The following is a 21,783-nucleotide window of genomic DNA, read 5'->3' on the forward strand; positions in this document are numbered from 1 at the left end:
GCGACTTAAGAAGTCGCCTGTAAAAAATATTATTTAGATTTCTGAAATAAATCTTTATCCGAAACTGCCATAACCATACCTCATTAAATCAGTACGTGGATTAATAACCAAAACAGGTATTTGGGCTGAATTAGCAATTATATACTGCTCATAAGCACCAAGTACATAGTCGTGGAACGATATATCCCTTGTAGTCATTACAAGTACCATATCCGCTTTGATTTCTTCCGAATATTGAACCGTTTCTTGTGAGAAAGAGGCATCACCACTTGATAATGCTAACTCATAGTCAATTCCTTTTTCCTCCAAAAACCGCTTGGAAAATACCACATTAGCTTTCGTTCTGCTGTCAATAATTCCTTCCTTAGTAGCAGAAGCATAAATAAATACCTTTGAATTGAAGAATTTATTTAAGAAATCGATCCACTTAAGCTTTTCCTTGTTTTCAGCCTTATAATCAACGGGAAATACAATTTTTAAATATTCATCACCAGCAGGTGGCTCCTGAACAACTAAATACGGTACTTGCGAGCCCACAATAACCTTGAGCGCCCAACTTCCGGTAAGCTTTTGCAAACCTTTCATACCATGTGTACCCATTATTACAAGCATGCAATTAAGCTCTTCAACAACCTGATTGATTGTCTTGAAGATAGTGCCTTCTTGCACTCTAAAACTAGGTTTTATCCCATGTTTCTGATTAACCTTCTCAGAATGCTCCAAAAGTTGCTTCTCTAATTCTGCAATTTGAGCTTCCTTTTTGGCAATGTGTAATAAATAAATATCAGCTCCAAGCTTCTTACTCATAACAATAGCATGCTCTACAGCATTATCGGCTATCGGAGTAAAGTCATAAGGAACTAAAATTTTGTTTTTTGATGTCTCCATAAAAACGTTTGCTGAATGTTCTGCAATAAAGGAATAAATATAGTACTTTTGAAATGATTTACAAGCAACGCTAGAATTGAAAGTGATTTATGTTGATGTTAACCAATAATATAGTAGCAATAAAACGTTGTTTTTTTTTTCAAATCATTCCTGTACTGATACTATTTCTGGTTTCAGCTTCAAATTTCCCACTATTAGGTAATGATCAATATCCACAAATAAGAGTTGACATTCAAGAGAATAAAAAACAACAAACACTTTGTAATTCTAAAGATTCCACTTGCTACATCACAAACTCAACATTCTCATTACATTGGGATTACTCAGATCAAAACTGGGCATTAACGCGTTTTCGCTTACTGCCAAACTATAACGAGTGGAGTAAATGGACCAAACGGCATTCACACACATTTTTTGATTTAAAGGATGGTAAGTACATTCTTGAGATACAAACCTCAAATGGTATTGAGTATGAAAAGACTCTTTTGATAAATGTACCCATATGGAAAAAGGCTTCATTCTATATATGGCTTGTTCTTACCATTGCTTTCTTTACCATATTATTTCTGGTCATCTATTTTTCAAAACGTATTAAAGTGGCTGAGCGAAGGGTAGAATTGCGGCTAAAGAAAGATTTCAGACTCAAATTAAAAGCTGGTCCGGAAAAAAGCGGTGTTTTGGCAAATGCTGTGAAAGAACAAGCCCGCATTCGATCACGTAAGTACCAAAGAGTAACGGTACTATTTGCCGACATTCAGGGTTTTACTCGAATTGTAGAGCATATTAACCCTGAATTATTAATTGATGAGTTGGATCGCTTCTTTTTTTACTTTGATGAAGTTGTTGAAAAATACAACATCGAAAAAATAAAAACCATTGGTGATGCCTATATGTGTGCAGGTGGTTTACCAAACAAGAATCGAACTAACCCCATTGAGGTTGTGTTGGCAGGCCTCGATATGCAACGATTCATGGAAATGAGTAAACTTAAGCATAAAGGTGATTATGGCTTTTGGGAGTTACGAATAGGTATTCATACTGGTCCGGTTATTTCGGGAGAATTGGGACGAAAAAATGTATCATTTGATATTTGGGGAGACACGGTAAACATAGCATCTCGTATGGAGAGCTCGGGAACTGCTGGTATGATTAATATTACAGGCGTTACGTATCAACTAATCAAAGAGTTTTTCGAATGTGAGTACCGCGGGAAAATGCCAATTAAGTACAAAGGTGAAACAGACATGTACTACGTAAAGAGAATCAAGCCAAACTTATCTGCCGATGAAAAAGGCATTACACCGAATCGTCAATTTTACACCAAACTACAACACATTCGCTTTGGCGATCTGGAGGAATACATTCTATCGAAACTTGATAATGAGTTGATGGAAGGATTATCTTACCATAATAAAGCCCATACAGTTGATGTACTAACTCAAATTGAAGTATTGGCTCGTGCCGAGAAGGTGGGCGATGAAGATTTATTACTGCTTAAAACAGCAGCTTTATTGCACGACATTGGTTTCATACTAGAATATGAAAATCATGAAGACAACAGCATTAAGTTCGCCAAAGAAATTCTACCAAAATACAACTATGTTGATTATCAAATCAAGCAAGTTGTTGAATTGATTGATATTACTCGTGTTGGGCAACAACCTCGTAATTTCCTTGAGAAGATACTAAAGGATGCGGACTTAGATTATTTAGGACGTGCTGATTTTATTCCGGTATCGGAGAGTCTCTTCAAAGAATTGAACATGCACAGTCGACCAATTGAAATGGAAGAGTGGAATAAAATGCAGTTTCAGTTCATTTCGGATCATACCTACTATACAAGTTCAGCACGGAAATTAAGGCAAGTTAACAAAGAACGTCAATTACAAAAACTCAAAGAACTGATCAGCTTGTGATAATTCAGTATTTTAAGTAAGAATTATCTATATTTGCTTTACGTTAAATTTTTAGAAGAAAGAAAAATGGCTAAAAACTTCGAACCCGAGAATAAGCTACCAAACATGATTGGTCCTGGAACAAAGATAAAAGGTGATGTTGAAACAAACGGAGATATCAAAATTGATGGTTCTGTAGATGGCAACATTGTATCAAAGGGACGCGTACTAATTGGTCAGAATGGCGTAGTGAAAGGCGATGTAAAATGTGCTAATTGTGACATCTACGGTAACTTTGATGGAAAAATTCAGGTTAACGAATTACTTTCTCTTAAAGCAACCAGCAAATTAAGTGGTGATATCAAAACAGGTAAATTATCAATTGAGCCTGGAGCTAAATTTACTGGCACGTGCAATATGGATGGCCAAACAGCTCAGAATACGGCAGCCACACCAAATGCAAAAAAGTAGCGCTTATTTAAGATATTTAAAGTATCCTTCAAGCTACATTATTGTGGCTGGTTTGTTGTTAGTATTGGAATTATTTTATAACAACACCTGGATACACAGTGAACAAAAGAAGATAGTTCTGATTAATCTTTTTATATCAGGACTCTATCTTCTTTTCTATTTTGTATTTCTTTTTCTTCAAAAAAAATACCACGATCAATCTGCTTTTATCTTTTTGATTTTAATGCTATTAAAATTTATATTTACAATTGCATTTCTCTTTCTTTTTCTAAATCCAACCGTTGAAGAAAACAAAAGAGATGTACTATTGTTCTTAATGAACTATTTTGCTTTACTAATAACTGATATCGTCATTAAAGTACGATTGATGAAGTAATAATTTTAAATTGCTTGCCGTTTCATGCGACACTTTAAACACGTTTTAGTTCTAATCGCGATACTATTTAGTACGCAAATCATATGCGCAGCTGATTCGCATGGCGAAGAGGCCACTGAGGAATTTGATCCTATGGAGATGATTATGCATCACATAGCTGATTCGCATGAGTGGCATATCATTTCATATACAAATGGTGATGGTGAAAAAGTACACATCACAATGCCCCTTCCGGTGATTTTATTTCACGATGGTCAGTTAAACGTTTTCATGTCATCGGCTTTCGATCATGGGCATAAGGTTGTTAATAAAGGCGATTTAAATTATTTCATGTACCATGGTAAGATTTATCTTACGGATGCTAAGGGCACAATTCACTACAACGATGAACACGAGGTGACTAATGCGAAGCCCCTCAATTTTTCGATAACTCGTAACGTTAGCTCAATGCTCTTGAGTGTGTTGGTATTACTTTGGTTATTCATTGCAATGGCACGCAAGTATGGCGATAAACCATCTACACCTAAAGGAATTCAATCTGTACTTGAACCGTTAATACTCTTTGTAAGAGACGACATCGCTTATGCTCAAATAGAAAAAGATAAGGCAGATAAATTCCTGCCATTTTTATTAACCCTTTTCTTCTTCATCTGGATTAATAACTTATTAGGACTGGTGCCGATTTTTCCAGGGGGAAGTAATTTAACGGGTAATATCTCTTTTACATTTGTCCTTGCGATCATTACTTTCTTAGTTACCAACTTTTATGGCACTAAAAGTTACTGGGGACATATTTTCTGGATGCCGGGAGTGCCGGTACCAATTCGATTGCTTTTATCAGTTATTGAGTTTATTGGTTTGTTTACAAAACCATTTGCCCTCATGATTCGTTTAATGGCTAACATTACAGCGGGTCACATTATCATTTTGAGCTTATTCTCACTCATTTTTGTGATGAAATCGTTGGCCATTGCGCCTGTTTCGATACTAATGGCTTTGATGATGTTTATGTTAGAATTATTAGTTGCAGTATTGCAAGCTTATATATTTACCTTATTATCAGCCTTATTTATTGGTATGGCTGTACATAGTGAAGAACATTAATAGTTAATTATTTTAAAAGTAATAAAATGGAAGGTTTGTCATTAACCACAATTGGATTAGGCTTAATTATCATTGGAGCCGCTTATGGTATTGGTCGTATCGCATCAAGTGCAATGGAAGCAATGGGACGTCAACCAGAGATTAGTTCTAAAATTCAAACTGCTATGATTATTGCTGCAGCTCTTATTGAAGGTGCCGCATTATTTGCTATCGTAGTTGCCCTTATGAAAGGATAAAAACACAAGAATATGGGATTATTATCAGTTGATCCCGGGTTAGTCTTTTGGTCGACATTAGCTTTTACACTTGTATTTGTTCTTTTAAGGATTTATGCTTGGAAACCTATTTTGCATGCGCTTAAGGTTCGCGAAGAAACCATCGAGTTTTCGTTGGCCGCAGCCGAAAAAGCAAAAGCAGAGGTGGAAGATTTGAATCAGACGAAGACGCAGATTATGAACGAAGCTAAGGCTGATCGTGATGACATGATTAAAGAAGCTCGGGAATTAAAGCAAAATATTGTGGATGAAGCTAAGTCTAAAGCGCAATCTGAGGCAGATAAGATTATTGAATCTGCTCGTCAGCAAATTGAGCGTGAAAAGAACGAAGCCATTCAGGAAATGAAACGCCAGGTTGCGGAACTTTCTGTGGATATAGCAGGCAAGCTATTGGAACAGGAATTAGAAACGACCGATAAGCAGAAAGCTATCATTGATAAGTATCTGCAAGAAGTAAACTTTAACTAGGACAATAGTTACAGAGACAGTAAAACGTATGAACAGGAGCCTTATAGCCAATAGATATGCCAAAGCTTTATTTAAGCTTGCCTTAGAACAAGGTAACTTAGATAAAATCAATAGCGATGTGAAATTGTTGCAAAGTTATTGCAATGAGGCCGATGGTTTTCTCGATCTTTTAATGAGCCCCATTATCAAACCAGGCCAGAAAAAACATGCAATTCACTCTGTACTAGATAAAAAAATCTCAGTTTCAACCATGAATTTTTTGGATCTATTGATTCAAAACAATAGAGAAGTCCTGATTGAAGATATCAACAGGGGTTACGAAAGTCTATATAAAAATCATTTAGGTGTGAAAGACGTTACGCTTTATACAGCCATTAAAATGGATAAAGAGCAGCTACAAGCATTGGATGATTTTTTGAAACAACAATTTAATGCCCCAATTGAATTAACACTTAAAGTCAACCCCGATCTACTTGGTGGTTTCAAAATAACCATTGACGGTAAATTGGCCGATGCAAGTCTTAGTTCAAAGTTGAAAAAAATGAAGAAGCAATTACTCAGTTAAACGTAAACTAAATTAAGATTCGATGGATACGATAAAACCGGCTGAAGTATCGGATTTATTAAAAAAACAGATTGCGGGATTCCAAACTGCTACAGATTTGGAAGAAGTTGGAACTGTTTTGCAGGTGGGTGATGGAATAGCCCGTGTGTTTGGATTAACCAATGTTAAATCAAATGAATTGGTTGAACTAGATTCATGTATGGGTGTAGTTCTTAACCTTGAGCAGGATAACGTGGGAGTGGTATTATTTGGCTCATCGCAAGCTGTAAAAGAAGGTGATTTAGTTAAACGAACAGGGCGAATTGCTTCAATTCAAGCTGGTGAAGGTCTTCTTGGCAGGGTTATTAACGCCATTGGTGAGCCAATTGACGGTAAAGGCCCAATTCAAGGAGAAACTTACGAAATGCCATTGGAGCGTAAAGCACCACAGGTTATATACCGTCAACCAGTACAACAGCCGCTTCAGACAGGCATACGTGCTGTAGATGCGATGACTCCGATCGGACGTGGTCAACGTGAGTTAATCATTGGCGACCGTCAAACAGGTAAAACAGCCATTGCCATTGATACCATTATTAACCAACGCTCTTTTTACGATGCTGGTGAACCTGTGTATTGTATATATGTTGCCATTGGTCAGAAAAGCAGTACAGTTGCCCAAATAGTGAACTCCCTTGAAAAACATGGAGCAATGGAATACACCGTTGTAGTGGCAGCTTCCGCAGCTGATCCTTCTGCAATGCAATTCTACGCACCATTTTCAGGAACTGCCATTGGTGAGTTCTTCAGAGATACAGGGCGCTCAGCGCTTATCATTTTTGATGATTTATCGAAGCAAGCCGTTTCATATCGCGAGGTAAGTTTATTACTACGTCGTCCACCAGGACGAGAGGCCTATCCAGGTGATGTGTTCTATTTACACAGTCGTCTTTTAGAACGTGCTGCAAAAATCATTGAATCGGATGAAATTGCCGCTAACATGAATGACTTACCAGATGCTCTTAAGTCGATGGTAAAAGGTGGTGGTTCATTAACGGCTTTACCAATTATTGAAACGCAAGCAGGTGATGTTTCTGCATATATTCCAACCAACGTAATATCAATTACGGATGGACAAATCTTCCTTGAGAGTGATTTATTTAACTCTGGTGTTCGTCCAGCCATAAACGTAGGTATTTCGGTATCGCGTGTTGGAGGTAGTGCCCAGATTAAACCCATGAAAAAGGTTTCTGGAACATTAAAGCTTGATCAGGCTCAATATCGCGAATTAGAAGCTTTTGCCAAGTTTGGATCAGATTTGGATGCTGCCACAGCCATGGTACTTGATAAGGGACGTAAAAATGTAGAGCTACTTAAACAAGGGCAATATCAGCCATCACGTGTTGGTCACCAGGTTGCACTAATTTATTGCGGTACTCAAGGATTATTACGAAATGTACCTGTCGAATCTGTTAAAGTTTGGGAAAAGGAATTTATCGAAATGTTAGAAGTTCGTCATCCTGACTTATGTGCTGAAATTGAAACTGGAAAATATACCGACGAAATTACTGGAAAATTGGCTGAACTAGCTGCCGATGTAGCAACACAATTTGTAAAGGAATAATCATACTATGCCGAATTTAAAGGATATACGAATTCGAATCAACTCTGTTAAGACAACAAGGCAGGTAACCAGTGCAATGAAAATGGTATCGGCTGCCAAGTTCAAGAAAGCACAGGATGATATCTCGCATATTCGTCCTTATGTGGAGCGCTTGGCAGGTATCATATTTGACCTTACACAATCGCTTGACGACAAGGTTGAATTAGAATGGTCAAAGGAACGTGAGCCAAATAAAATTCTTTTGGTCGTAGTTTCATCCAACCGAGGATTGTGTGGTGCTTTTAATAGTAATGTTATTAAAGAGGCTGAACGCTTGCTTAAAACTAAATTTAAATACCAATTTAAGCAAGGTAACGTCGATATTATGGCGATTGGTAAACAGGCTCAAAAGATCCTTAATTTACATGGCTATCCTGTTTCCAAAGAATTCAATGAGTTGTATAATGAAATGAGTTACCAAAAAGTGAAAGAAATTTCCACTGAGGTAATGGATGCTTATAAGTCGGAGAAATACGATCGGGTAATATTGATATACAACGAATTTAAAAACGCTGCTGTTCAAGAATTAAGAGCAGATCAGTTTTTGCCAATGCAGTTACCTACAGGTGATGATTTTGGCAACAACTCTGTTGATTACATCGTTGAACCAAATAAATTAGAGTTCATCGAAAAAGTAATACCCGAAGCATTACAAACCATGTTTTACAGGGTTATACTTGAATCACTTGCCTCGGAACATGGCTCAAGAATGACATCGATGCACAAAGCTACAGATAACGCCACCGAAATGCTAAGTGATCTTCAATTGTCGTATAATAAAGCTAGGCAAGGCGCCATTACAACTGAGATACTTGAAATTGTGGGAGGAGCTGAAGCTCTTAAAAAATAAATGACAAAGGCTGAAATAATAATACTTCAGCCTTTGTCACTTCGTATTTCTATTGTGTTAATTCAATACATCATTAGTCTTTTTTTCCTATATTTAAAGGAGACTAATATGAAGCCCTATGAAACGCAATCAAATTTTACTTCTCACTTCTGTTCTAATATTATTTATCCTAAGTTCCTGTTTACCCGGAGGTGGTAGTAGTTCGCCAGATAATCCGGCTGGTTTTTTTACTGGAATATGGCATGGATGGATAGCTCCTTTTTCCTTGATAATGGGAATATTCAACTCCTCAATTACCATATATGAATCATTTAATACAGGATGGTGGTACGATTTCGGTTTTTACATGTCAATAATAGCTGGCTTTGGGAGCCTTCAGTTATTTCGGAAAAAGAAAAGTAGTTAGCTCCCAGAGTACATTTTATTACCATCTATATTTGGCAATGTGATAAAGAATTTGCTTCCCTTTCCAGGGGCTGATTCCAGGCGGATAGTGCCGCCGAGCATATTTACGTACTCCTTGGAAATAGACAAGCCCAAGCCTGAACCTTCATATTCGCTTGAGTATGATATATCGGCACGAACGAAATGATCGAATATGATTTGTTGCTTCTCTTCTCTTATGCCAATGCCCGTATCGCAAATACAAAAATTAGCAGTATTATTACTGTATGAATATGAAACAGTCACACTTCCTCTTGGTGTAAATTTAATAGCATTTTTAATGAGGTTGGTAAATATGGAATTAAGTTTATACTCATCAGAATAAAAAACCTTAGATGATTGAAAGTCCTCTTCTTTCAATATCAGATCTATTTTATTCTCAGAAGCTTCAAATTTGAAAAAATCATATAAGTCACTAATAATACGGCGTATATCCACAGGTTTGATTAAGACTTTTTCAGCTCCTGATTCAATTTTTGAGATATCTATAATGTTATTGATGGTTGATAACATTCTATCTCCACTTTGCTGAATTAAATTAATGAAATAATCCCTCTCTTTTGAGTCGTAATTATCTGATTTTAGAAGTTCAGTAAAACCAAGAATACCATTCATTGGCGTGCGTATTTCATGACTCATATTGGCCAGGAAGGCACTTTTCATTTGATCACTTACCTCAGCTTTTATCTTCTGATCCTCCAATTCATACCTGATCTTCGAATTCAGTTTTAATTGACTTTGAAGATTCTTAGTTTGTTTTCTGACCTGTGATTTAAGAATTCGATTAAACACTAATAGTACTCCAAAAACTAATAGAATAAGGCCGCCGCCGAGAATAATATACTTGAGGTATTTGTTCCAATCTTTATTGGATCTATAATGAGGTGTTATCCATTTATCGTAGATTTTCTGATATTCACCATTAGCCATTATTATCTCCAAACCGTTATTCAAAATTTCAGCTAACTCGCCATAATTTTTTGAAACTTTAAAGCCCATATTTCTTTCTAGAAATACTTTATCTGAAGCAAAAATGTAATTTTTATCAAGACTCTTTGCGTAATACAGACTCATGATTTTTTGAGCGATCGCGCAATCCACTTCCTCTCTTTCAAGCTCATCTAGTAATTCTTCATAACTCCTAACAAAAACAAAACGTGCATTGGGGTTAAGTGATAAAATGTAATGAATTAACACATCGTTTTCCCATAAAACTACTAGCGGTGATTGAGTCGTTCGAATATCTCGAATGGAAAAATTATTACGATATCTTTTATTGTAGAAGAAGCAGTGATAAGTATTAATTACCGAGCGTGTATGGAAATAATCCATGTCCATATTATCGAAATAGTGAATACCGGCTACGGCACATGCATCACCTGTTTCCAATGCTTGATTCACCATACTCCAATCACCTGACTCAATTTCAATCTGATCATCGTATAACTTATTAATAGCTTTTAATATATCTACATTAAGTCCTACCAGCTCTCCTCTTTCGTCAACAAAATTGTATGGCGGATAACTATCACTAAGCATAACCTTGAAGTTATCATACGACAAGGCATCTAATGATATAAATATTAGAAAAATAAATACTATTTTGATTTTCATCTTTACCGTCCAGCTATCTCTAATGAAAGCTATTTAAGATGTACGCTTCTTCGTCAAAACAGTTACAAAATACCATCAATAAACTTGCAAAATCATTCTGCCGATTAGGGATTTATTTCATTGATAAGAGAACTGGTCTTTACATCAGCTAGAGTAACATATGCCTTATAACGTTCTCTTAGTATTTTTGTATCTGATTTTACTTCATTCAGTTTTATGGTTTGAGGTGATTCCTTTGAGTAGTTATTCTTCTTTAATTTTTGAAATGATTCATGAGCGGACTTGTTTTCCTCTACAAATCGACTAATGGTTTTATTCTTCATTTTAAAACCTGAATGATCCAACCATTGATAAATCACTTTTAAAAATGCCTTTTCGTCTGATTCCGACATTAATTTTTTAAACCAGAAGGCTTCACTATTCTTGTATTGAGCTTTTTTACTTTTTATGGATGCACTTATTTTTACACCAATCTTAGTAATAATATAAATCATAAAGAGTCCCAAAATTCCGCAGACAGCCAGCCAAGCCCACTTTTTAAAGTCTGCTTCCTCTTCCTGTCTCAGCTCCTCATTTACCAGAACCGGATTAAGTGCGTTTAAGGAATCCCTTAAGCTCACTAAACTCGCCATATCAGCATTTTCGACTATGTTAATTTTTACTTCGGGTAATTTCCGTTTATAGAATTTTCCAACGTAAGGATTATACCAAGTCAATTCAACTTCCGGAATGGTAAATGCACCCTTTTTCTCCAATAAATAGGAATATGTATCTATTCTTCTTCCATTAACTGACTTATTATCTCGATCATCGAAATACTTAGGTTCGGACCTGTAAATATTTCCAAATGGGACATCATCAATCTGTGGTTCATCAATGAATGATGGCAAGGTGCCATTGGCAGATATTGTGATGCTTCGTTTAAGTACATCACCCACTTGTAGGGAATTAATACTTTGGTTCCACTTGCCAGAAATTCGAGCGTTACTAGCGACTAACCAATGCTCCGCGTCTGCATCCTTCGGAATGGGCTTAACATTTATTTTTAAGGCTTTTGTAGTTAATTTCACTTGTTTTCCTTTGAAGTCCCCCACAGCAGGTGTTTCGGTAATGATGTTAAGAGCTGGAAATTCTAACTCACCATCCCGATAAGGAAAAACGATGTAATAAAATTCAAGTGCGGCAAATTTCTTCTTGCCAACATATTTTATGGCACTCTGTGTTTGCTTAAAAGATTGCACAAAAGCTCCGTCCACTTGCAAGTTTTCAATCTGAAGTGGTTGGGTAAACCAGGTAGCAGTGAAGACAGTTACCGTCACCTTTAAAGGTTGCTCAAGCAGCACAGAAGAACGGTTACTTTTGGCCTGAGCAAATGCATCGACTTTTTGTGCCTTTCCTGTAAAGCACAACCACAATAAAGCTATGATAATGCCTATTCTTACCATAATTTCTGAGGTTGCTTTTCGTTAGAGTAATACTTCTTTTTCTGATACTTAAAACGACGCTTCAAGAATTCTGATGGATCAGCTGATATTTCCCTCAATAAAACATTCTTAGCATTTTCTGCCTTTTGCGCTTGATAATCTTCTGGCGGGGCTTCCATTTCATCAGCCTTTCGCATGCCTGTTTCCTCTTCATCTGTCACCCGATTACCAGCTTTAGGCAGCTCCTTTACTTCGTTATCGGCTGATAATTCCTCATCCTTGCTTGCCGCCTTTCGTTCTTTTAATTCACCCAAATCATTTTTATTCTTCAAGGTAATAGCTGAATCCAGATTCATTTTGGCCAAGGAATCCATTTGTGCAATAAGGCGTTGGTTATTTTGCTTTGCTCTTTTTATGGCTGCATTGTTCGGAGAAAGACCTTCGGCCAGTTCAAGTGTTTCCATGGCCAGATCATTTTGCCCATTGGCAGCGTAGGCCAGACTTAGGTTATACATGGATAAGGCGTTGGTATCTTGCTTAAATACTTCGATGGCAGCTTCAAAATCACCTGCCTTATACAGCGCAACACCCTTATGACTATAGGATTCGAAATCAGCTGAGGCTTTTTCATAATTCTGCGATTCCATGGCCTGTTGCCCTTGATAATCCTTGGTATACCAGAGGTCGTCCCATGAGTTAATCTGAGTATTACATGAAGAGAAAAATACCAGTACGATACACCATTGCACCATCCATCCCTTTCTAAACCATAAAGCCAGGATGATGAAAGAAATCCAAAGCAATTGGAAACCATTCTCTTCCCATTCTTCTTCACTATCGGTATCAGCACTTCTATATTCTAAATTCTTCTTCACCATTTTAGCCAGAGCTTCAACATCTTCTTTACCCAAGCTTAGTGGATTAACATTTATTTTTGGGTGGTTTTGTAAGCGAAATAATTCGTTTTGATTTAATCGAGAAATAACAAATTCACCATTTTCTTTGAAATATGTGCCTCTGCTTAAACCTGGAATCCTTCCTCCCTGAAGGCTTGCCATTGCTAATATTTCAATTCGGTTGTTTGAGTTATCAGCATAATCAAGTAAAAGTTGGGTCTGTTCGATTTCAATATTATCCGTGACTAGTAGTAAGGTGCTTGGAGCCTCCGTTCGACTCATTACTATATCTGCCAATGCCAGCATATGCTTGTAATTTGTTCCTTGAACAGGCATAATATATGGCGTTAATGATTGCAGCTGATAGCTTACCAATAGATAATCGGTACAGGGAGAAATAACGGTATGAGCCGTTCCTGAAAAGGCGATTAAGCCAACTTTTGAACCTGGATTGGCTTTTAATAAATCCTGTATTTTAAATTTCGCCCGTTCTAATCTGTTGGGCGAAACATCTTCAACCAACATGGATGGAGATAAGTCAAGTGCAATCATCAATATAGCTTCGCTTTTAGTTCCGGGAACCTCCACTTTTTTCCATGTAGGCCCAGCCGTAGCAATTATCATTAGTGAAACAGCTACAATAAAAGCCATGAGTGGTCCTAAAATAGCAAAACGGCTACCCTTGATTACCATATAAGGTAAGAGATGAGGAGCTATGCTTTTCTTCCACTTATGTTTTTCTTTTCCTCCAAACCATACAAGAAGCGTAAGCAGAAGCATGGGCACAAATAACCAAAGCCACTGCGGTCGCATAAAATGAAAGAGTTCGGTATTTATATCTATCCAATCCATTTATTGCTTTTTAAATTGTGACAGGATAACCCGAATAATGATTAAAATAAAAGCTAAACCTATAGCCACCAATAATGGATAAAAGTAAAGGTGAGTGATCGGTTTATAGTCCTCTTCTTCAAACTCCATTGGTTCCAACGTTTCCAACTCTTCAGAGGCTTGCTGCAGTTGAGCTTGATCCATTGCCCTAAAGTATTTTCCTCCTGTAATTTGGCTTATTTCTTTTAAAGTGGCTTCATCAAGATCGGAACCGGGAGCATCGGGATCACCAATGCCTAAGGTGTAGATTTTTACACTATCGGCCTTTGCCAGATAAGCGGCATCTATGGGTGTCATTCCTTTTCCACCATCCTGACCATCAGTTAATAAGAGCATCACTTTATTAACAATGGTGTCTTGCTCAAATAACTTCATGCTCATTCCTATGGCTTTTCCAACACTGGTCATCTGTCCGGCCATTCCCACATCCGTTTCATCCAAAAACCAATTAACCACTTCCAATTCTGTGGTAAGGGGTGTTTGAACGTAGGCATTTGTACCAAAAAAGATAAGTCCCAATCGGTCACCATCACGTGTTTCAATAAAATCGCCCAATACTTGTTTAACGCCTTCCCATCGTGTATATCGGTTGCCATCAACTACCCAATCTTTACTGGCCATACTAAACGAAATATCAGCCGCAATAACAAAACTACGGGCAGTTTTCACTTTCATCTCAGGTTGACCTACAATCTGTGGACGCGCAAAGGCTACAATAAATGATATCCAAACAAGCAGCAGCATAATCCATTGAAAAATATTTCGTCTCGATATCCAGGCATGTCGTCGCAGTTTATCTCCAGTAGCTTCTGCAGCCTGATTAATAAAGGGCACCATCAGTGCTTCCGCTTTGCGATGAACTGGAGGCCATAACCAGTAGACTAGAATTGGCAATGGTAATAACCAGAATACCCAAATATTAGCAAATTCAAACATGATGCATTTTTATCCAATTAATACTCTCAATTTGCAGCAACTCTAGTTGTTCCGACGAAACACTGGCCTGATTACCTTCATAAATATGTTTGGTAAATATCTTTTCACTTCCTTCCGAAAAACCTGGTCCTTTTATTTTGGTTTGAAGAAATCGTAAGAATTGTAATCCTTGAATCGAAGCTAAATTATCTCTTCCGTAGGCTGTAATTGCAACTCGTTTTAACAGGCTAAGGGTATTGTAAATAATAACACTGTACTGTTCTTGTTCAAAATCAATGGCGCTCATTTCTGCTAAGGCCAAGCGCCTGTATTTATTCTTATTGTATTTATAAAGTTTCCACAAAGCAAATATCGTCAAGGCTAACAGAAAAAGCACCAATAGTATTGTCCAACCTGGAGCTGCCAAGCTAAAACCAATTGGATCCGGTTCCATTAATTCACCTATCGTATTAGTATCAAGTTCATTCATCGTTTTCCAAATATCCATTTAATTTGTTCAACTAGTGAATCGTGGGTGTTGAACTCCATAAATGGAATCCCATATTTTCGGAAATAGTCAATGGTAGCTGTTCTATTTTCAGAAGCAGCCTTTTCAAAGTTTTTAATGTGCTTATCGCTATCTTTTATCATCACCTGAAATTCCCCATCCGTAACAGGTAAAGCTCCACCGGGAAGATTAATTTCCATTTTATCATTGATCATTACAGCAATTACATCATTATGCTGAGCTATGGACGTGAGGTATTGCACACCTTGTTCGTTGATGTTGCTGAAGTCACTAATCACTACCACCACATAATCGTGAGTAATTACGTTTTTGGCCTTAAACAATACTTTATTGATGATATCTTGTTTGTCCTGCACTTTTCTGCGATCAACCAAGGCTTGATTCTTTGTTACTATGCTTTCAAGCAAGTGCATTAGATTTTTTCGGCTGCGTTTGGGTTGTATGGTTTCAAAACTGTTATCTCCAAATACCAAACCACCAATGCGATCGCCTGCCTTTAGTACTTTAAAACCACTTATGGCTGCCATCTGCGCCGCCACAACAGACTTCACTGCTCCATCTGAAGCAAAAAACATGGACGAGCTTTGATCAACAATAACAAAACAAGGACGTTCTTTTTCTTCGTTAAAAACTTTAGTGTGCGTTTGTTTAGTTCTGGCCGTTACCTTCCAATCAATGTTTCTAATATCGTCGCCATATACATACTTGCGTAACTCGGAAAAATCCAAACCTCTACCTCGCAGCTTAGAAGCATGTTTTCCCGACAACACGCTATGAACCGGCTGCCTCGGCAACAAACTAAAGTCGTTAACCATAAACTCGAGGCGCATCAATTCATCAAGAGTACATGCTATTTCCTTTGGAAGCTGTTTCATCAGGTCGAATTATAAAACGGCAACAGATTTAACTAATTCATCAATAACCTGATCAGGGCTTACACGCTGAGCATTGGCCTCGTAGCTCAAAATTAAGCGATGACGCAATACTTCATGAATGACCTCACGAACATCATCTGGTTCAATGTAAGTTCGTTCATTTAGCCAGGCCATGACACGGGCACATTTCTCAAGCGCTATTGTTCCGCGTGGACTAGCACCAAAATCGATCCACCTATCCAAATCTTCACTGTATTTAGAAGGATTACGAGTGGCATTAATTAAATCAACAATGTATTTACGAGAGGCTTTCGACACTTCAATTTTCTTGATTTCTTCGCGAGCTTTAAAAACCACCTCCTGCGAAATGGGTTTATTAGTAATGAATTCTCCACGACTTTCAGCACTAACTAATTCCAGTATCTTCTCTTCTGATTCACTATCGGGGTATTCCATCAGGATTTTCATCAGGAAACGATCCATCTGCGCCTCGGGTAAGGGATAAGTTCCTTCTTGTTCCACTGGATTTTGAGTTGCCATCACAAGAAATAGATCTTCCATTTTATAAGTTTTACCAGCGACAGTTACCTGACGCTCTTCCATAGCTTCAAGTAAAGCTGCCTGTACTTTGGCCGGAGCACGATTTATTTCATCAGCTAAAACCAGATTGGCAAATATCGGACCTTTCTTAAAAACAAAAGGATCCTTTAACTCAGGTTGAAAAATCTCTGTGCCGGTAATGTCAGATGGCAATAAATCAGGTGTAAACTGAATACGTGACAAACTAGCTCGCAACTCTTTTGACAAACTTTTTATAGCTCTGGTTTTGGCCAAACCAGGTAGGCCTTCTAATAACAAATTGCCGTCAGCCAAAAAGACCACCAATATTTTTTCAACCACTCCCGATTGACCAATAATGGATTGGTTAATTCTATTTTGCAGTTCTTTGATTTTCTCTAGAGCATTCATAAGGTTATATCTAGTTTCTATGGGTACAGCCCATAAATGATATTCATATTACGGTTTCATATACACACAGCAATATACCTAAATGAATTGTTATTAGAAAGGGGTAATACTACACTATTAGATGAATTAACCATTATTTCAAGCGTCACTTAACAATGCTTATAGGCACAAGTAATAGCAATTGGATAAAATCATACTTGCCAATACAGACCTTATCCATATTTTACATCAAGTCAATCAAAGCGCCCAACAAGATCGGCATTAAAATAAATGTAATTCGGAACATCCCATCTTGAATTTCTTCGTATTAATCCAATAGAAACTTTCCCTTTTAAATTCAATTTTATTGTGCAAACAGAAACTTCGATATATCGAAATGACCGAACCACAAATGACACAAGTTCACCGATTCTTTTCTAAAAAAACATTGACTTGCTTTATCCGTAATAATATTTTAGATTGTCACTCATACCATATTTTGTACGATCGCGTTTATCAAGCCGTTTTAGCCGGCCAAATTTATATTTGGCACAATCTTCACAAAAACCAAATCCATTACAGTATTCTCTCGATACTCCTCAAACGATTGCGGAAAGCAAATTCAAAGCAAACAATTACTTAATTCACTGCAAACCTTCCTCTTAACACTTCATCACATTGTTTATCTCTTCCATTCTAAGTATTTTGCATACTTCTAAAATCCACATTATGAAGTTAATTTATCTAGCAGTACTTATTACGCTTTTCGCCTCTTGCACATTTAGCAAACAGACTCTTATTTCGCCTGATTCAAACATTCAGCTCAATTTTGAAAACAATGAAGGACAAACCATGTATTCGGTGATTAAAGGCAAGGAAATAATAATTCAACCTTCATTACTTGGCTTTAATTTTAAAGAACAAGGAGCACTAGACAGCAAATTTAGAATTCTTGGCACCAAAAATAAATCGCACGATGAAGAATGGACTGCGCCATGGGGGCCGAATAAACAAATACATAATGAGTATAACGAATTAGAAGTTAGACTTCTTCATGAAACTAGTAAAATTAAGCTTCACCTTATATTTCGAGTGTTCAACGATGGTGTAGCATTCCGATATGTCTTCCCTGAACAGGAAAATTTGACCGACTTTGTTATATTGGATGAATTAAGCGAATTTGCCTTAGCAGATAATCACACTAGCTGGTGGATCGAAGCCGATTACGACACATATGAAAAGCTATATAAGAAAACACTCGTATCAGAAGCAACTCATGTGAATACGCCAATAACTATGCGCAGTAAGAGTGGTACACATATTAGCTTGCACGAAGCAGCCCTCACCGATTATGCTGGAATGACACTTCAATTAAAAGAAGGTAGCAATACCTACGTAAGCACATTAGTACCTTGGGCCGATGGCACAAAAGTTAAGGCCTCTGCCCCATTCAAAACACCATGGCGAACCATTTTAATTACCGATAATGCTGCACAACTAGTAGAATCTAATACAATACTTAACCTAAATGAGCCCTGTAAAATAGTAGATACTTCATGGATTGAGCCAATGAAATACATTGGTATTTGGTGGGGCATGCACATTGGTACTGAGACTTGGGTGGAAGGCGATAGGCATGGAGCCACAACCGAAAATTCGAAGCGTTACATCGATTTTGCAGCTGAAAATAACATTGGTGGAGTCGTTATTGAGGGTTGGAACTCTGGATGGGATAAATGGGGAGCAAAGGATGCTTTTGACCATGTATCATCGGCTTCTGATTATAATCTGGAAGAAGTTGCCGCATATGCCAAAACGAATAATGTTGATTTAATTATGCATCACGAAACTGGCGGTGATGCCGAGGGCTACGAAAAACTAATGGTGCCCGCTTTTGAACTTTGTCAGAAATTAGGAATTAGAGCCTTGAAAACAGGTTATGCAGGAGGTATCTATCCTCGAGGTGAGCACCACCATGGTCAATACATGGTTCGCCATTATCAAAAGGTTGTTGAAACAGCAGCTAAGTACGGTATCATGATAAACGCCCACGAACCCATTAAAGCCACTGGCAAACGCCGCACTTGGCCAAACATGATGACACGCGAAGGTGTAAGAGGTATGGAGTGGAATGCCTGGAGCACAGGTAATCCACCATCACACACTTTAATCATTCCTTTTACACGTATGCTAGGCGGTCCGGTTGATTATACCCCGGGTACCTTTGATGTAATGCTTACTAATTTCAAGAATGAACGTGTTGCTTGGAATACGGATGATTTAAGCGTAACCAGAGTACATACAACATTGGCCAAGCAATTGGCGCTTTCGGTGATCTTATATAGCCCACTGCAAATGGCAAGTGATATAATCGATAATTACGTTGACCACCCTGCCATGAAATTCCTGAATGATTTGGATGTAGATTTTGATGAAACCAAAATACTAAATGCATCAATTGGCGAATACATAACTATGGTTCGAAGAAGTGGTAGTACCTGGTACTTGGGAAGCGCCACTAATGAAGAAGCTCGAGAAATTGATATCAATCTCGATTTTCTGGATGCTGGTAAAGTGTACGATGCTATCATCTACGCCGATGCCGAAACAACTCATTGGGAAACAAACGCAACGGATTACACCATTCAAACTGCCACTTTCAAAAAAGATGATACATTAATGCTTAAACTTGCATCTGGAGGAGGCCAAGCAATTGTTTTTAAGGAAAGTAGAAAATAAACCAACTAAAAATACTCAAAACACCTCTCACCGTTGGGAGGTGTTTTTTATTACCTCATCTTTAAATTGCTCCACCTTAATAAGTTGATTCACATCGTAACCTCTTTTCACAAGTTTGTCGAGCAATTCTTCATACAGCGAATCTTCAATAATGGGTGTTCTCGATAATATCCAAAGGTATTTATCAGAGCTGCTACCGATAAGCGCCCATTGGTAATCCTTATCTAAATCTAGCACAAAATAATCGCCATAAAAGATCCAGAAGAAAGATACTTTTAGCTTGGAGGGAATAGTTGGATTAGGGATTTTTGCCTTTCCTATGGCCTCAGATCGCTCCCCATTAAGTGATCCTTTATAACCAGAATTAATCACCTTTAATTTGCCATCGGCACGAAATGAATAATTAGCAGTAACACCAACCATATCACGCTCAAAACGATGATCGTATCGTGCAATTTCATACCATGTACCCAAGTACCGGTTGATATCTAATTCTTTTACAACTGTTTTATCAATCATCGATTCTTGACCATTACATGCAGTGAATAAAAAGACCATAACCAAGCCTAAACCTATATTTTTTCCCATTCCTCAATTCCTCCTGCAATAATTTTAAATAATGGGTGTACATCAAAGTGATCGTTATTTATGTACGTACTGTATTTCTGTATGTCTCTCTTTTTTAACTTTAATAATAGATGCTGAATTTCAAAATCCATTTGTCCATTTGTTACATCAATAAATTCCACCGCTTCTATTTCAACAAACTTAGTCCTATCAAAGTTATAGCCTCTAGTATTTGCCTCGTCCCATACTTTCTGCAAATAGTAATTAATCGAATTAATAGGTTTTAGTGTTGCTTTGAAACGATCCAGTTGCGGGTGATTTTTATAGCCTTTCGTTTTACCTTCTAAGACATTCTTAGCTAACAAGGTTTCACGCCATAATGCAACAAGTCCTTTCGCATCAAGGTATTTTGGGTGAAGCGACCAAATTCTCATCTTCTTTTGTTTAATTTATTATTACAATAACTATAACAAGAAAGAGTCAAATAAGATCATTCCAATTACAAACAACGCATTTCAAGCAGACAGGTTACTAAAATTTAATCACAAAGATAATGGGCTGATACTTGATATTTACTTTCGCTTTTATCTATAACCAATACACCACTGTCAGTAGCGTTTAACTCTCCAAGCAGGTCTCCTTTATTGTTCCAAAAGGCACTTCTACCACCAGCTTCCGCTCCATAGCAACTTCCTACATAATTAGACATTAGCACGTCCATTGAATTTCTTTGTGCATACCCACTAAGCTTTCCATGGGCTCCTTCGATACTTGCTGGTGTATAAAATATACTGGGTAAATAAATAGTGGCTCCATCCTGCGATGCCTTTTGCGGATGTTCCTCGTGTTCGATATCCGCACAAATAGCAGGAGCAAAATGCTCATCATTGAGGCTAAGTATTGGAGCTTCTTGCTGTGATGGCACATAAAATTTTTCCTCTCCATCGTGAAGAAACTGTTTGGTATACATGTCTAAATAATCATTAGGACCAAGCATGTAGGCACCAATGTGTAATTGTTTATTTTTATAGATTGGCGCGCCAGCTACAATGTGCATGTTATAATCTTCGGCTTTATCTACCAATATGTTAATGGCTGCATCAAACTCCGTTAGCGCTAGCTTGTGGCCTTGCTCTCGCACATAACCCGTTACGGATAATTCAGGAAATATCAACAGTTCAACACTATGTTGAGCGGCCAGATGTATTAAACGAAAATGCTCTTCTACATTATCATGAATGGCTCCTTGGACAGGATTTGATTGAGCAGCTGCAAATATCATAGGTGTATCGATTTGGGACAGTGCGAATATAGTAATACCGTTTACAAACCAAAACGATTGATAAAAAAATCAATCTGTGCTTTTGTATCGGCATTAACCATTGTAATTAGCAAAATGATTTATCA

General features: G+C 37.5%; 21 protein-coding genes. 10 read left to right on the forward strand and 11 right to left on the reverse strand.

Annotation, left to right across the window (positions count from 1 at the left end; all coding sequences use genetic code 11):
• Positions 1–54: 54 nt before the first annotated feature.
• Positions 55–888, reverse strand: coding sequence for a universal stress protein (locus ACRD7B_RS12515; protein WP_430824907.1), 834 nt, complete (start codon positions 886–888; stop codon positions 55–57).
• 89 nt (positions 889–977) lie between these two features.
• Here ACRD7B_RS12515 and ACRD7B_RS12520 point away from each other — a divergent pair, with 89 nt between their 5' ends.
• From ACRD7B_RS12520 to ACRD7B_RS12560, 9 genes are all read left to right on the forward strand, one after another.
• Positions 978–2,804 carry an adenylate/guanylate cyclase domain-containing protein gene (locus tag ACRD7B_RS12520; protein WP_430824908.1) on the forward strand — a complete coding sequence of 609 codons (1,827 nt, stop codon included), beginning with the start codon at positions 978–980 and terminating at the stop codon, positions 2,802–2,804.
• Between the two features lie 66 nt (positions 2,805–2,870).
• Positions 2,871–3,254 carry a bactofilin family protein gene (locus ACRD7B_RS12525; RefSeq protein WP_430824909.1) on the forward strand — a complete coding sequence of 128 codons (384 nt, stop codon included), beginning with the start codon at positions 2,871–2,873 and terminating at the stop codon, positions 3,252–3,254.
• Between the two features lie 400 nt (positions 3,255–3,654).
• Positions 3,655–4,734 (forward strand): F0F1 ATP synthase subunit A, encoded by a 1,080-nt coding sequence (gene atpB, locus ACRD7B_RS12530; RefSeq protein ID WP_430824910.1) that lies wholly within the window; start codon positions 3,655–3,657, stop codon positions 4,732–4,734.
• 26 nt (positions 4,735–4,760) lie between these two features.
• Entirely contained in the window at positions 4,761–4,970 is a 210-nt protein-coding gene (gene atpE / locus ACRD7B_RS12535) for an ATP synthase F0 subunit C (protein ID WP_430824911.1), read from the forward strand.
• A gap of 12 nt (positions 4,971–4,982) precedes the next feature.
• Positions 4,983–5,477, forward strand: a complete 495-nt coding sequence (atpF, locus tag ACRD7B_RS12540) for a F0F1 ATP synthase subunit B (RefSeq protein ID WP_430824912.1) — start codon at positions 4,983–4,985, stop codon at positions 5,475–5,477.
• Between the two features lie 28 nt (positions 5,478–5,505).
• Positions 5,506–6,042: an ATP synthase F1 subunit delta gene (gene atpH / locus ACRD7B_RS12545; protein WP_430824913.1), complete on the forward strand. Its 537-nt coding sequence runs from the start codon at positions 5,506–5,508 to the stop codon at positions 6,040–6,042.
• A gap of 22 nt (positions 6,043–6,064) precedes the next feature.
• Positions 6,065–7,645 (forward strand): F0F1 ATP synthase subunit alpha, encoded by a 1,581-nt coding sequence (gene atpA / locus ACRD7B_RS12550; protein ID WP_430824914.1) that lies wholly within the window; start codon positions 6,065–6,067, stop codon positions 7,643–7,645.
• A gap of 7 nt (positions 7,646–7,652) precedes the next feature.
• Positions 7,653–8,534, forward strand: coding sequence for an ATP synthase F1 subunit gamma (gene atpG, locus ACRD7B_RS12555; RefSeq protein WP_430824915.1), 882 nt, complete (start codon positions 7,653–7,655; stop codon positions 8,532–8,534).
• Positions 8,535–8,652: 118 nt separating this feature from the next.
• The gene (locus ACRD7B_RS12560; protein ID WP_430824916.1) at positions 8,653–8,940 is read left to right on the forward strand and encodes a hypothetical protein; all 288 of its coding nucleotides are present in this window, start codon (positions 8,653–8,655) and stop codon (positions 8,938–8,940) included.
• On the opposite strand, the gene ACRD7B_RS12565 is transcribed toward ACRD7B_RS12560, so the two are convergent.
• From ACRD7B_RS12565 to ACRD7B_RS12595, 7 genes are all read right to left on the reverse strand, one after another.
• Positions 8,937–10,592 carry an ATP-binding protein gene (locus tag ACRD7B_RS12565; RefSeq protein ID WP_430824917.1) on the reverse strand — a complete coding sequence of 552 codons (1,656 nt, stop codon included), beginning with the start codon at positions 10,590–10,592 and terminating at the stop codon, positions 8,937–8,939. The genes ACRD7B_RS12560 and ACRD7B_RS12565 overlap by 4 nt on opposite strands.
• A 104-nt stretch (positions 10,593–10,696) precedes the next feature.
• A complete protein-coding gene (locus tag ACRD7B_RS12570) occupies positions 10,697–12,037 on the reverse strand; it encodes a hypothetical protein (protein WP_430824918.1) in 1,341 nt (446 codons plus the stop codon).
• Positions 12,031–13,764, reverse strand: coding sequence for a VWA domain-containing protein (locus tag ACRD7B_RS12575; RefSeq protein WP_430824919.1), 1,734 nt, complete (start codon positions 13,762–13,764; stop codon positions 12,031–12,033). The genes ACRD7B_RS12570 and ACRD7B_RS12575 overlap by 7 nt, the downstream gene beginning before the upstream one ends.
• Entirely contained in the window at positions 13,765–14,739 is a 975-nt protein-coding gene (locus ACRD7B_RS12580) for a vWA domain-containing protein (protein WP_430824920.1), read from the reverse strand.
• Positions 14,732–15,226, reverse strand: coding sequence for a DUF4381 domain-containing protein (locus ACRD7B_RS12585; protein ID WP_430824921.1), 495 nt, complete (start codon positions 15,224–15,226; stop codon positions 14,732–14,734). The genes ACRD7B_RS12580 and ACRD7B_RS12585 overlap by 8 nt, the downstream gene beginning before the upstream one ends.
• Positions 15,205–16,122, reverse strand: coding sequence for a DUF58 domain-containing protein (locus ACRD7B_RS12590; protein ID WP_430824922.1), 918 nt, complete (start codon positions 16,120–16,122; stop codon positions 15,205–15,207). Before ACRD7B_RS12590 ends, ACRD7B_RS12585 begins: the two co-directional genes overlap by 22 nt.
• Before the next feature lie 9 nt (positions 16,123–16,131).
• Complete coding sequence (locus tag ACRD7B_RS12595; RefSeq protein WP_430824923.1) at positions 16,132–17,091, reverse strand: AAA family ATPase; 960 nt, start codon at positions 17,089–17,091, stop codon at positions 16,132–16,134.
• Positions 17,092–17,799: 708 nt separating this feature from the next.
• Here ACRD7B_RS12595 and ACRD7B_RS12600 point away from each other — a divergent pair.
• Complete coding sequence (locus ACRD7B_RS12600; RefSeq protein WP_430824924.1) at positions 17,800–19,809, forward strand: glycoside hydrolase family 97 protein; 2,010 nt, start codon at positions 17,800–17,802, stop codon at positions 19,807–19,809.
• Positions 19,810–19,836: 27 nt separating this feature from the next.
• Here ACRD7B_RS12600 and ACRD7B_RS12605 read toward each other — a convergent pair whose 3' ends face one another.
• The 3 genes from ACRD7B_RS12605 to ACRD7B_RS12615 form a co-directional block, all read right to left on the reverse strand.
• Entirely contained in the window at positions 19,837–20,397 is a 561-nt protein-coding gene (locus ACRD7B_RS12605) for a lipocalin family protein (RefSeq protein WP_430824925.1), read from the reverse strand.
• The gene (locus tag ACRD7B_RS12610) at positions 20,382–20,810 is read right to left on the reverse strand and encodes a pyrimidine dimer DNA glycosylase/endonuclease V (protein WP_430824926.1); all 429 of its coding nucleotides are present in this window, start codon (positions 20,808–20,810) and stop codon (positions 20,382–20,384) included. The genes ACRD7B_RS12605 and ACRD7B_RS12610 overlap by 16 nt, the downstream gene beginning before the upstream one ends.
• 104 nt (positions 20,811–20,914) lie before the next feature.
• Positions 20,915–21,658: a carbon-nitrogen hydrolase family protein gene (locus ACRD7B_RS12615; RefSeq protein WP_430824927.1), complete on the reverse strand. Its 744-nt coding sequence runs from the start codon at positions 21,656–21,658 to the stop codon at positions 20,915–20,917.
• Between the last annotated feature and the right edge of the window lie 125 nt (positions 21,659–21,783).

Origin of the sequence: Carboxylicivirga fragile, assembly GCF_050589805.1 — a bacterium.
Taxonomy (GTDB): Bacteria; Bacteroidota; Bacteroidia; order Bacteroidales; family Marinilabiliaceae; genus Carboxylicivirga; species Carboxylicivirga fragile.